The sequence below is a fragment of the Sporosarcina psychrophila genome (genome assembly GCF_001590685.1).
GTDB lineage: Bacteria > Bacillota > Bacilli > Bacillales_A > Planococcaceae > Sporosarcina > Sporosarcina psychrophila.
The window spans coordinates 3,442,871-3,455,558 of record NZ_CP014616.1 but is presented as its reverse complement, the minus strand read 5'-3'; the positions used below and the strand labels follow the sequence as shown (position 1 = coordinate 3,455,558).

Sequence of the window (12,688 nt, the reverse complement as noted above, 5' to 3'; positions counted from 1 at the left end):
AGATAAGAAAGTATATTTTTTTGACTTAGAATAGTGTCTAGCTCCAGGCGCCAGCCGCTCGGGTCATAAGCAATCCAGCTATAGCTATGTGGCAAAGAGCGCCACGTCGCTGGCTCGCTTATGCCTATCGCGTCTAGAAGGCGCCTTGCGCTTTTCCTGATTGTTCTAGGAACATAAAGAACGGGGTATCATCATGTCTGAAGACGGTGATAAGATAGCCAGCAGCCTTTTGTACAATACCGATTTCTACATCTTCAGGTTGAACAGCAATCGGTGTGATGAACGTTTGCTTACGGATATTTCGGTTATTCAAACGTAAAGAACTGAAACGTTCTCCTAATAAAGTTGGGTTTTCGAGCAATGCCTGTTCGATAGTAGAGCGTTCTTCAACTGGCATATCCTCAATCCACCAAACTTTGCGCGGTTGGAACTTATGGTGTGCAAGGTAATCAATTTTTAGTAGACTGCGTGTGATATCCATATCGGCACGTCCATCTTTCATTAGGAAGTCATTCAAGCGTATGAATAAGTCTTCCAACTGATGTCCGATTCTGGACCAACCTTGATTCTCCCAGTAGGAGCCGAATTGTTGGAAGAAATCGAATGGCGTTTCAAAGACTTCTGATACAAGATATTCCACCGTTCGCGGTAATCGGTTGTCGTTCCAATACTTTTCTAGAACATCCTCGGTCTGTTTGATTCGCAGGATATCATCAAACGTCAATACGTTATTTGAAAATATTTCATAAGGTGCTTCGTCGATAAACTGATAGCCATATTGTTCGGCTTGTATACGTAAGCCAGTTCCACGGAGTAACTTAAGGAAGCCTAGCTGCATCTCTTCTGGCCTCATTGCAAAAACCTCATTGAATGTTTTTCGGAAAGAATTATAATCTTCTTCGGGTAGGCCAGCAATCAAGTCCAAATGTTGGTCAATCTTCCCACCTTCTTTCACCATCATTACGGTACGGGAAAGTTTTTCGAAATTTTGGCGGCGCTGGACTAATTCATTTGTTAAATCGTTTGTTGATTGAACTCCAATTTCAAATCTGAATAGTCCTGCTGGCGCATTATCATTTAGAAATTGGATGACTTCAGGACGCATAATATCTCCCGTTATTTCAAACTGGAACACAGTGCCTGATACATGTTCATCAATCAAGAATTGGAACATTTCCATCGCATAGCTTCTGCTAATATTGAATGTGCGATCGACAAACTTGATTGTTTTTGCACCGTTGGCCATCAAATACCGGATATCCTCCTTAATGGCATCCCGGTTGAAATAGCGGACGCCTACTTCGATAGAGGATAGACAGAATTGACAGGAAAAAGGACAGCCGCGGCTTGTTTCAATATAGGTCACTCTTTTGCCCAGCTCGGGTATGTCCTCTGCAAATTGGAAAGGGGAAGGAAGTTCCCGTAAATCTAGTTTTGGCCCAGGCGCCGTAATCTTCAGTTGTTTCCTTTCTCTATAGGCAATCCCTTGGACAGCCGCTATGTCTTCCTTCCCCGCATAGACGTCAAGTAGATGTTTAAATGTTCGTTCTCCTTCTCCGATCACAATGACATCAATTTCGGGTACACGTTCTAACCAGTAATCGTAATCGTATGTTACTTCGGGGCCACCGGCGATAATTTTCACGTCAGGTTTTACTTTTTTTAGCATACGCATCACTTTTATTGTTTCTTCAATGTTCCAAATATATAAACTAAAACCGACAACATTCGGCATTTTTTGATATAAATCTGATACAATATTCATGGTCGGATCTTTAATTGTGTACTCTGCAATGACCGGACTGTACTCTGGCATTGCATAAGTTTTTAAGCAGCGAATGGCTAAATTTGTATGGATATATTTTGCGTTTAATGTTGATAGTACAATGTTCATAGCTCTACCCCTTTTCTCTCTAACGTTATTATCAAGTCAAGCATTCATCTTATTTAGGTAAAAAGGACCATTCCTATCACACCGTAAATATGGAATAATTTGAATAAGCTTATTATTGTATGAATTTAATCTTTCTGCATGAATCAGTGTTATTTTTCATATTGTTTAAAAATGGGATGTGGAGGAATACACTTGAAATATAAAAATATAAAGGTAATGAAGCATATCACTTTTCTACTGGATGATACAATCAGACCCGGTGCCGTTTTTGATCTTGACGGCAGTCTTTTACATGTAAATAATTCATTTTGCGAAGAATTTGTCAATGATGGAGAAGAAAATATTAAAGAATTTTTCATTAATCCGACTGTTAATCATTGGGACAATGTCTTTAGTAATCTTGGGGAAACTGAGAATAAAACGTTCGAAGTGCATATTCGGCTGTTTGGAAACAGAGTAGAAATTGTTAAGATGCATCTTGAGTATTTTGATGATGTCCAACAGGTGATTGCACTATTTGATGTTCCACAAAGTATTGTGGACAAGTCGGATAAAACCTATATACACGCTTTTCGTAATTCAGATAGCTTCATGGTTGTTATTGATCGTGATGGGATAATCTACGATGTCAATGATTTGCATACTTCCTTTTTTAACTTGCCGAAAGACTATTTTATTGGCAAAACAGTGGGAGCAATCGTTAAATTGTTTCCGGACAACTCTGAGTTAATATTTAATTATTTTAAAGACGTAAATCTGTATGGATTTGCTGAAATAACAACCAAGTATATAAGAAATGTGAATGATGTTAATTACTATCAGATAACAACACTATACGATAGCGAGTCACAAACGTACTTGGTAAGAATGAATGATCGAACAGAAGAAATGGCCATGGAAAAGCGTTTGGCCCATTCAAACTCATTATCGACGATTGGTGAACTGGCAGCAAGTATAGCGCATGAAATTAGAAATCCCATGACTACTTTGAAAGGGTTTGTCCAATTACTTAAGATTTCCGCAACTGCGGATACGATGAAATACCTTTCCGTTATTGATGAAGAAATCGATAGGATGGAGGCTATATTAAGCGAAATGCTTATCCTATCAAAGCCTGGATTGAATGAAAAAACGACATTCTCCTTGGGGGTGCTGGTTGCAGATATGATTCAGGTTGTCTATCCGAAAGCCTTGATGGATGGAATCACTATTACACAAAAAGAAAATATACTTAAAGATTCATTGATTGTCGGTGATTCTGATAAAATTAAACAAGTTCTTCTCAATCTGTTCAAAAATGCAATGGAAGCAATGACTCCTGGAGGGAATCTTTCAATTTTTGTAAATTTGGACAGCCCTGGAAAAGTTATTTTGGGGGTTTCAGATACCGGTAAAGGAATGGATAAACGTCAATTAAAGCAAGTCTTTTTGCCATTCTTCACCACCAAGTCAGACGGGTCGGGACTCGGATTACCATTTGTTTTGAAAAACATAGAAGAACATGGTGGAACGGTTATAGTTGAGAGTGAAGTCGGCATTGGAACAACCTTCATCGTAACATTTCCATCGGCATTGGGGCATGCCACGATGAAAGATACAGCTGAAAAAAGAGTGCTCTCTCTGTAAGTAAAGGTACGAAACGTCTTCTTGGTTTTTTGACATGAAGACGTGTTTGCCGTTATAATGAGGGCGACTATTGAGCGTAATTATAGAAGGGGCACTGCATTATGACAAAAGATACAGAACGGGCACTGAAATTATTTATTGTTCTTTCAAGGGCGAGTAAGGTGATTTTGGAGGAAGCGCATAAAACGAGTGAAAAGCATGGGCTTAATCCAACTGAATTCGCCGTTCTTGAATTGCTTCACCACAGGGGGAGACAGCCCATCCAGAAGATTGGGCAGAAAATCTTACTTCGAAGTGGTTCGATGACTTACGTTGTCGATAAGCTTGAAAAAAGAGGGTTATTGGAACGCGTCTTTTGTGAAGAAGATAAGCGGGTGACATATATGTCGATTACTCAGGACGGCGTCAATTTAATGACATCTATCTTCCCGGAGCATGCGAATAATATCGAATCTATCATGTCCTCCCTTTCCACTGAAGAACAAGACCAGGCAATTGAATTAGTGCGGAAATTAGGTCTTTCGGTAAAGAACTTATCGTGAAACGCAGTAACTCGTCTAACGGGTGCTGCGTTTTTTTAGTGCTTAGGAATATATATAATTCTTTACCTATGCATGTTGAATTAAAGAATCCCATTGAATTTACTATGACGCTCAATAATGCAAGAGCTGTTATTCAGGTTGTGGATTGTAGATCGCTTGGCGCTTTGGGGATGCCTCCTGCCATAAAGCCTAGATTAGCGCTTCGCATCCAGTCTTACGGCTTCGGCGACCCCTTTGCCGCGCCTGCGCTAGGTTATTCATTATCGAGAGAAATGTGATTTTGGATGTATATGGCGAGATTGTAAGGTGATTACTAGTTGAACCTATATAAATTGAAATAAAGAATTCCATTGAACCGCTATGGCACTAGGGGATGCCTCCCGCCATAAGCCAGATGAGGTATTCTTTAACCTATCTGGAATAACCTCTTGACATTAACTGTATAATTTCTGCAAAGAACGCAGAAATTATACAAACCGAACTCTTCGTTGTTCGGTTGGCTACCCCTGTTAAGGCGCCTTCGCTCAGTATATATACCGGATTCAACATATATAATTATAGACAAGAAATCCGCAATCCAGGTTGCAGATTTCATCCCTAATAATGAAATGCGCTTTCTCAAATAGACCATCCACAAAGCGTCGAAGCGGTATTGGTAGCAGCTCTGTTTCATTCCAAGTATCGAGACTTTTTCAGTGACTTCCCAAAAGCCCTTGTAAGCGCATACGACGTATTCATTTGTTCAACATATATATGCATTGCTTTTGAAAGGTGATATCCCCCGCTGAGACTCGAACGCTTTTGTTGCAATTAAAAAGAGTCAAATGGATGGTTATCCATTTGACTCTTGATAGTCGTCCATTATTTAGTAACGATTGTTTCAGCCATACGAAGGAATTGCTCGAAATATTCTTCTTTTGGAGAATCGTAGATTGTAAGTTTAACCACCATATTGTCACGTTCGAAAATAATTCCCGTAATAGATGCAGTTTCAGCTTTTATGGCCAGAACTTTTGCATTTTCAATGCCTTCAGCTGTAGGGATTGACTTCTCATCTAGTACTTCAATTGGCGCGCTACCATCCCCTGATGCTTCAAGTACAGCAATCATGTTTTCGGCTAAGTAGTCATATGTGCCGTCTTCCTTAGCTACCGTCTCGATGCGCATAAACACTGCTTCATTGTCTGCTGAAATTAGGCTGTCCTTACCGGGTTCTTCGCTTGATAATGAAAAGTCAGGCAGTACAGAAATAGCGTAACTTTGTTCATCGCTTTCCTTCAGGTCTGCATTTTTCATTATGTCCTCTTGAACCTCATCAACCTCATCAACTTCTGTATCCGGTTCCTTGCCTTCAGTGACTGTTTCTTTGTCTACGTTTTCAACCACATCCGCTGATCCATTTGTATTCTCTGGTTCCTTGTCGGTACTTGTACCACAAGCGGTAAGTAATAAAGTGGTCGCGATTGCTGCGTATAAAAGACTCCATCTGCTTTTCATCGTAAACCCCTCCTTGGTTAAATTTGACGTCTGAGACGCCGTAATGTTTCATTATATATAAGTTGAATAAATGAATACCTATATAAACTGAGTGAAGGCGCCTTACAAGCGATAGCCTGTTGCCGTAGCCAATTCAATGGGATTCTTTATTACAACAGATATAGAACTTAGTTTATTGAATCTTTTATAGTGTGCCTTAAAATTAGTATAACGTAAAGTCTTTTCTATTGCTGACCATTTGAAGTTGTCGGAATATGTCGTAAGTTAAACCACTTATTATGAGAGTATTCCTGTATAATAAAAGTTAGCTATGTGTTAATCCATGGAGGGATTATCTTGGAGTGGACTTTAGAAGAAGAAATTGAATTATTACGCGAAGAGATGATGAAAGCAGCGACTGAAAAAGGACTGACTGCTGCTGAAACGATAGAATTCAGCAGAAGGCTTGATAATCTCATGGATCAATACGCAGGGCTAAAAAAAGGCTGATAACGAAGTAATAGGGTATTGCTCCTATTACTATCTTTGAAGAAGGAAGCCACTTATAGAATTGCTCAAAAAAACAAGGAAAATATTTTGCGAACAATGTTTAATAATCAAGAAAAGAGGGGAAATTAAGATAGAACACAGCAACATTCTCATTTCCCCCTTTTGAGGGCGGATCCCTATCACAGGGTTCCGTCCTCCTTTTTTTGATCAAAAATAGAAATGAATGATGGAAAAATACAAATACTTTGGTAGGATAAAAGATAATACGATTTTCAACCTCATTCAGCTGGGGCTAAGCCCTGCCGGATGAAGGCAATTTAAGTACGCCGATGTGCAATTGATAAAGGGGGAATTGAAATGGAAGTCAAAAAGATCGCATTTCTTGGGACAGGTGTTATGGGTGTAAGCGTCGTTAACCATCTTTTAGACAGTAATTATGAAGTGGCCATATATACACGCACAAAAGAAAAGGCAAGGTCTCTAATAGATGCAGGTGCTGTTTGGATGGATACAGTTGCTGCAGCGGTGAAGGATGCGGAATTAGTTTTCACGATGCTAGGTTATCCGGGGGATGTCGAAGAAGTTTACTTTGGAGAGGGTGGTATTTTCTCAACTGGTAAGGCAGGTCAGATTCTCATTGATATGACGACTTCTAGCCCAACACTGGCGATACGTATTGCGAATGCTGGTGCTAAGTTGCAGATGGCGACAATTGACGCACCCGTTTCTGGGGGAGACATTGGCGCGAAGAATGGGACGTTGTCAATTATGTGTGGCGGGGAAGAAGAAGTATTCAATGCCATTACACCGGTTTTAGCGGTTTTTGGAAAACAAATTGTTTATCAGGGTCAGGCAGGCTCCGGGCAGCATGCAAAAATGTGCAATCAAATTGCCATCGCGACGAATATGATTGGGGTTTGCGAAGCGCTGGTCTATGCTGAAAAAGCAGGGTTGGATCCTGAAACTGTGCTGAAGTCTATATCGACAGGTGCGGCAGGCTCATGGTCATTGTCGAATTTGGCACCGCGAATGTTAGACGGGGATTTTGAACCTGGATTTTATGTTAAGCATTTCATGAAAGATATAAACATCGCGCTGGCAGAAGCTGAAGCGATGAATCTATCACTTCCAGGTCTGCAACTTGCAAGTGAAATGTATAAGAAACTTGTTGAAAAAGGATTTAGCGACCAAGGGACACAAGTCCTATATAAAAGTTATTAATAAAGCTAAATAATTATAGAAATAAGCCGAAAATAGAAGTAAGTGTTCAATTAAATTAATTAAGTGCTATATATGTTGACCAGGTGAATACTAAGTAAACCGAGCGAAGGCACCTTACGAAGGGTAGCCTAAGTGGATTCAATGGGATATCTATATACTATTATTAACATCTAGGAGCTGAGTAGGTGAATACAATCAAATCGGATGTAGTAACATATGAAGTCTTTGAATTTGTAGAGTTTCAAGTAGGAAATAGTAATTTTGGACTTGGCATTCAGCATGTACGTGAAATTATTCAACCCGTTCCGGTTACTGTATTACCGCATTCACACCCGTATATTGAGGGAATCATACAATTACGAGGAGAAGTGCTTCCTGTCATCGATTTGAAGAAAGTAACAGGAAATGCAACTAATAATAATAGTGATGAATCCAAATATATCGTCGCTGAATTCGACGGGACAACAGTGGTCTTAGATGTGACGGCTGTTACCCAAATCCAGCGTATCAATTTTACGGATATTGAACCTGCTTCCGATATGTATACGGGAAATAAAGTACCTGTTTCGGGAGTTATCAAGCGTGATAACGGAATGATCCTTCTCGTTGATTTTGAAAAAGTAATCGCGGAGCAAATTAAGTAATAGAAGAAAAAACGGGCTATTCCCGCTGGTAGCCAGCAGGAATAGCCCGTTTTTAAAAAATAAGAAAGTATAAGTTTTTCACCAAGAGCAGCGGTACTCGAGCGACTTTCTTATTGTCTAGACTCCAGCGCCTAGCCCCTCCAGCGCTTGTTGGGTCTACCAAGGCGCTTGCGCTTTTCTATTTACCATCCAAATAAGATGAACGGAAGTTTTGTGAATCCTGAATGCTATGAATAGACTTTTTTGGTAGTGTTTTTTTCTTCTCGGGTATTATCGGGTGGGTGGGCCCCACATATTTAGAGAGAAGCTCGCGCGCTGTTTTCAAGCTCATCCGTTCTTGGGGGTTGCGAGAAGCTGGATCTTGTTGTCCGAGGTGTGGAAGAGTATTAAAGTCTTCTTTTTCTGGGATTGTATGAAAGAGGAATTCGTCACATCGGACGAGGACCGTGGAGTGTTGCTTGCTGAATTTTGGATTGTCGACAAAATGCAATCCGATTTTTTCGGCAATGCCCGAACTAAGCAACTTGTCTATCGCCATCTTTTTTAAGGCGTAAAGTTGTCTATTGTCAGGAGCTGTTTTGGCATGTCGATTTACCGTGTAGATGGCAATTGCCAATTGACGGATGGAATGCTTGTTTTTCAAAATTGGCCTCCTTCATTGGCAGATTGAATGGTTACATATATTTCATATAATACCAAGAATGAAAGAATTGTACAACTTCAGATCTAAAAGGTAGTGAAAACACTGATTCTTCCGAAGATGCATTATGCTGATATAATAATTATATTTATTTATTCGATACATACTTTTTCGATATAAGTACAATCTATTTATGATTAACTATAAAGTACTCGGGCGATTGATTCATATTTACCTGGATTAATCGATAAAAGTTTGGATAAATGCATAACAAACGGAGGCACACATGAGAAACGTTAAGATTAAAGACCGTTTAGAAAAAATTGTAGAATCATATATTTTGAACCACTCCTTTAAGATGACCATATTTGTTGAGAAAAATGAGCAAGGAAAATTTGATGTGCTTTACGCTAACTCATTGGCGACAAAATACTTTTCGACTGAAATCGAACAATCGGCTGCTTGTTTTTTTGGTGATTTATGGATTCCCATTAAGCGCAGGATGCGGAAATTACAAAATCAATCTGATTTTACAACTGAAATCCAATCGATACGAGGTGGGGCAGGCGTATTATTCGAATTGGATTTTCAACGTCATACCGAAGAGTTTGAACGAGAAATTATCATCATTGAATTGCGTGAACGGCTAGATACCGTAACTGTAAGGAAGTCGCAGTCGGAGTTACAACATAAATATAATTCCGTCATTGAACATAATCTTGACCCAATCATAACCATCGATCAAAACTTTAAAATTATTTACGCGAATCGAGCCGTTCATTTAGGTTTCGGCTATCGATTCAAGGAACTCTCTGGCCGTTCAATTTTGAATCTTTCCGGGGAGGATAACATAAAAGCATTTAAGCTCTTCTTGTCCCGCGCACTTGCGGGGGAATCAATTGAGATGGAAGATTCAACTATTTTTCATAAAAAAGGATATTTATTACCCGCGTATTTGAAGGCAATTCCCGTCTTGATTGATGGAGAGGTAGAAGAAGTTCAACTAATTGTACGGGATACATCTATTCATCAGAAAAATAATGAAAAACTTCTATTCCTGTCTTATCATGATCATTTGACGGGTTTGTGGAATCGTCAGGCGATGAAAGAACACTTTACGGAGGATTCTCTAAACGCCTTGCAAAGAGAAACAAGACTGTCTTTCGTCCATTTAGGTCTTGATCGATTCAAATTAATAAATGAATCACTTGGCCATAATGGTGCGGACGAAATATTAAAAATGGTTGCGGAACGATTAAAAATAATCTGTCCTGCATCCGCCAGGTTGTATCGCAATGGCAGCGATGAATTTATCGTCTCATTGCAAAATCATTCTGTGCTGAAGACAGAGAAGTTTGCACAACAGTTATTGAATGATTTTGGAAAACCATTTTATCATAATCATCAGGAGTATTTCATTTCTGCATCCATCGGAATTGCTGTTTATCCTGAAGATGGAAAAACACTTGAGAATCTACTAAGGAAGTCGGAACAAGCGCTAACCTTTGTGAAAGATCGTGGCCGCTCGCATTATCGTTTCTATCAAGAAGCGATGAATTCTACCTTCCCGGATGAAGCACTGATGGAATCGCATTTACGCAGGGCGATTGAGTTAAATGAATTGACGATTCACTATCAACCACAAGTCGATTTGAAAACGGGGCATATTAGTAGTTTCGAAGCGCTTCTTAGATGGAATAATGGCAAATTTGGGTTTGTATCACCGGCGCAATTCATCCCCATTGCTGAAGATTCAGGGCTTATACATGGAATTGGTGATTGGGTATTAAACCAAGTATGTAAACAGTTGAAAGAGTGGCAGGATAAGCAGTTCAAAGCTGTTAGGATAGCTGTGAATATATCGCCAAAGCAATTTAGAATGGAAAACTTTGTCGATAAATTGAAAGAGAAGATTTCTTACTACGACATCTTACCGTCATCCCTTGAAGTGGAAATTACGGAGGGAGCATTGACGATAATAGATGAGACTTTAGCAACATTAAATGAACTAAAGAAAATCGGGATTTTCATCTCCGTCGATGATTTTGGAACGGGTTATTCATCACTTAGTTATTTGAAGCAATATCCAATCGATATCATTAAAATCGATCGTTCATTTATAAAAGATATTGAATTTGATGTGAAAAACAAAGCAATAGCGAAGACAATTATTAATCTAGCCCACAGTCTTGGGATGGAAGTAATTGCTGAAGGCGTAGAGAAGGATTTACAAGCGATGATTCTACTTGAAGCTAAATGCCAGAAGGCGCAAGGCTTTTTGTACAGTAAGGCAGTTCCTGTAGAGGAAATTGTAGAAAAGTATTTATGAAGTCAAGTCTCTTGATTAACCATTTTATTATATGAAGCGCCTGTAGGAAATGCATACAAGTTTACACACATGTACATTTCCGGCTCGCTTTGGACGAAATAATCACACCACATTCTTTGAGGAGGAATTGCTATTCATTCCTCCTTGGTCATCCTGTTACGACGATCTATCCGCCGCGTACCTACAGTGTTCAAGTGGAAAATGCAACTATATATTCGGCACTGCTTATTTGGGGTTAACTAGGTGGTGCGCCTCGCCTTTAACGGACAAGTCTAGCGACAAAGCGGTGTTAGAAGAACAATCCATTTGTTTAGTGCCGACTATACACTTTGGAAAAGTAAAGGAATATCACCTTTAATAAAGCCTTCTATACTTATTTTAGCAAAGACTTTACACAGCAAAAAATCCCGGGAAATTGTATAGTAGCTGTTCAGTCCAAAGCGATCCGATGGTATCTGTACATAGGACGACTAATGAATAGTAAGTAGTCATATTTGGGTTTACTTTGGTTAATTAAAACATGTGTTATTAAATAATCGTATAAACGGACAACTGAAAAAATTCGGTGTCCGTTTTTCGTTGTGAGGTTACTTTTGTTCTCGTAACGAACTTGATAACATGTTACAATTATGAGTGAATATTCATTCATTATAAGAGGGGGAATTGTTGTGTTTGAGGGAAAAGTCATAATTGTAACAGGTGGATCGAATGGGATGGGGAAATACATGGCGAAGAAATTTGCTGATGAAGGTGCACAAGTCGTAATTACGGGTAGAGATATAGATAGGTTAAATGTGGCTCAAGAAGAAATTGGGGATCATGCACATCCATTCCAGATGGATGTGAGGAATGTTGAATCAGTTGCAGCGTTAGTCGCTTTCACGGATGAAAAGTTTGGCCGAATTGATGGATTAGTAAATAATGCGGCTGGAAATTTCATCGTTAAAGCAGAAGATTTATCACCAAACGGCTGGAAGTCTGTTATCGATATTGTACTAAATGGCACATTTTATTGCTCCAGCGCAGTTGGAAAGTACTGGATTGAGAAAGGTCAAAAAGGATCGATATTGAATATGCTTGCAACGTATGCATGGGATGCAGGCGCGGGTGTCATTCATTCCGCGGCAGCTAAAGCAGGTGTTATGTCGTTAACTCGAACTTTAGCAGTTGAATGGGGAAGTCAATATGGAATCCGTGTGAATGGTATTGCGCCGGGTCCGATTGAACGTACAGGCGGCGCAGAAAAGTTATGGGAGTCTAATGAAGCAGCTAAGCGCACACTTGAATCGATTCCTTTGGGTCGTCTTGGGAAGCCGGAAGAGATTGCAGAACTGGCGGCATTCATTATGTCAGATAAGGCGTCCTACATGAATGGAGAAATTGTGACGCTCGACGGCGGACAATGGCTTAATAAATCCCCGTTTTAAGGATAAATGTTGTCGTTTTGCACATCCTACTCTCAAAAGGAGAGATAAGTTTGGATGTATGGACAGTTCCATTTATTATCGTTGTTTTGGTCATTTGTATAATCAGCTTTATCGCCGTAAAGAAATGGAACAAGGTGACCGTTGTTGTTGATGGACAGGATGATCAGATTTCGGGTCCGATTGAAGAGCACCCATTTACATTGAATCCGATTATTTGGATTGTCCTTGTAGCTGTATTTTTCATTGGAATTGTCATTTTTTATTACGCTGCCTCTTCTTAACAGAAGGGGTTTTCTTTTTCATTTTCAAGGATAGAAAGTCCTTCTTATGATATGATAGATATGTAGTTTTAAGGTGAAAAGCATAGCTACAGAAGGAG

Annotated in this window: 11 protein-coding genes; 8 read left to right on the top strand and 3 right to left on the bottom strand. The window is 39.5% G+C overall.

Annotated features, from left to right (window positions below; genetic code table 11):
• Positions 1 to 133: 133 nt before the first annotated feature.
• Entirely contained in the window at positions 134 to 1,894 is a 1,761-nt protein-coding gene (locus AZE41_RS16485; RefSeq protein WP_067211688.1) for a B12-binding domain-containing radical SAM protein, read from the bottom strand.
• 192 nt (positions 1,895 to 2,086) lie between these two features.
• Here AZE41_RS16485 and AZE41_RS16480 point away from each other — a divergent pair, with 192 nt between their 5' ends.
• The gene (locus AZE41_RS16480; RefSeq protein WP_067211685.1) at positions 2,087 to 3,520 is read left to right on the top strand and encodes an ATP-binding protein; all 1,434 of its coding nucleotides are present in this window, start codon (positions 2,087 to 2,089) and stop codon (positions 3,518 to 3,520) included.
• Between the two features lie 98 nt (positions 3,521 to 3,618).
• On the top strand, positions 3,619 to 4,062 hold the full coding sequence (locus AZE41_RS16475; RefSeq protein WP_067211682.1) for a MarR family winged helix-turn-helix transcriptional regulator: 444 nt from the start codon (positions 3,619 to 3,621) through the stop codon (positions 4,060 to 4,062).
• Positions 4,063 to 4,923: 861 nt separating this feature from the next.
• On the opposite strand, the gene AZE41_RS16470 is transcribed toward AZE41_RS16475, so the two are convergent.
• The gene (locus AZE41_RS16470) at positions 4,924 to 5,559 is read right to left on the bottom strand and encodes a hypothetical protein (RefSeq protein WP_067211679.1); all 636 of its coding nucleotides are present in this window, start codon (positions 5,557 to 5,559) and stop codon (positions 4,924 to 4,926) included.
• Between the two features lie 336 nt (positions 5,560 to 5,895).
• Between AZE41_RS16470 and AZE41_RS22320 the strand changes: the two genes are divergently transcribed.
• The 3 genes from AZE41_RS22320 (at position 5,896) to AZE41_RS16460 (ending at position 7,913) form a co-directional block, all read left to right on the top strand.
• The gene (locus tag AZE41_RS22320; protein ID WP_082786654.1) at positions 5,896 to 6,048 is read left to right on the top strand and encodes an aspartyl-phosphate phosphatase Spo0E family protein; all 153 of its coding nucleotides are present in this window, start codon (positions 5,896 to 5,898) and stop codon (positions 6,046 to 6,048) included.
• 357 nt (positions 6,049 to 6,405) lie between these two features.
• Positions 6,406 to 7,269: an NAD(P)-dependent oxidoreductase gene (locus AZE41_RS16465; protein WP_067211677.1), complete on the top strand. Its 864-nt coding sequence runs from the start codon at positions 6,406 to 6,408 to the stop codon at positions 7,267 to 7,269.
• A 185-nt stretch (positions 7,270 to 7,454) separates the two neighbouring features.
• The gene (locus tag AZE41_RS16460) at positions 7,455 to 7,913 is read left to right on the top strand and encodes a chemotaxis protein CheW (RefSeq protein ID WP_067211674.1); all 459 of its coding nucleotides are present in this window, start codon (positions 7,455 to 7,457) and stop codon (positions 7,911 to 7,913) included.
• A 178-nt stretch (positions 7,914 to 8,091) separates the two neighbouring features.
• Here AZE41_RS16460 and AZE41_RS16455 read toward each other — a convergent pair whose 3' ends face one another.
• Positions 8,092 to 8,556 (bottom strand): YkyB family protein, encoded by a 465-nt coding sequence (locus AZE41_RS16455; RefSeq protein WP_082786653.1) that lies wholly within the window; start codon positions 8,554 to 8,556, stop codon positions 8,092 to 8,094.
• Positions 8,557 to 8,839: 283 nt separating this feature from the next.
• On the opposite strand from AZE41_RS16455, the gene AZE41_RS16450 reads away from it, so the two are divergent.
• The 3 genes from AZE41_RS16450 (at position 8,840) to AZE41_RS16440 (ending at position 12,590) form a co-directional block, all read left to right on the top strand.
• Positions 8,840 to 10,882: a GGDEF domain-containing phosphodiesterase gene (locus AZE41_RS16450; RefSeq protein ID WP_067211668.1), complete on the top strand. Its 2,043-nt coding sequence runs from the start codon at positions 8,840 to 8,842 to the stop codon at positions 10,880 to 10,882.
• Between the two features lie 668 nt (positions 10,883 to 11,550).
• Positions 11,551 to 12,309, top strand: a complete 759-nt coding sequence (gene fadH / locus AZE41_RS16445) for a 2,4-dienoyl-CoA reductase (protein WP_067211665.1) — start codon at positions 11,551 to 11,553, stop codon at positions 12,307 to 12,309.
• Positions 12,310 to 12,359: 50 nt separating this feature from the next.
• Positions 12,360 to 12,590 (top strand): hypothetical protein, encoded by a 231-nt coding sequence (locus AZE41_RS16440; protein WP_067211663.1) that lies wholly within the window; start codon positions 12,360 to 12,362, stop codon positions 12,588 to 12,590.
• The last annotated feature ends 98 nt before the right edge of the window (positions 12,591 to 12,688 follow it).

Bases quoted from the DNA above. Each gene is read 5' to 3' on its own strand.
- AZE41_RS16450 (WP_067211668.1), top strand. From the start codon at position 8,840: ATGAGAAACGTTAAGATTAAAGACCGTTTAGAAAAAATTGTAGAATCA.
- AZE41_RS16485 (WP_067211688.1), bottom strand. From the start codon at position 1,894: ATGAACATTGTACTATCAACATTAAACGCAAAATATATCCATACAAAT.
- AZE41_RS16465 (WP_067211677.1), top strand. From the start codon at position 6,406: ATGGAAGTCAAAAAGATCGCATTTCTTGGGACAGGTGTTATGGGTGTA.
- AZE41_RS16470 (WP_067211679.1), bottom strand. From the start codon at position 5,559: ATGAAAAGCAGATGGAGTCTTTTATACGCAGCAATCGCGACCACTTTA.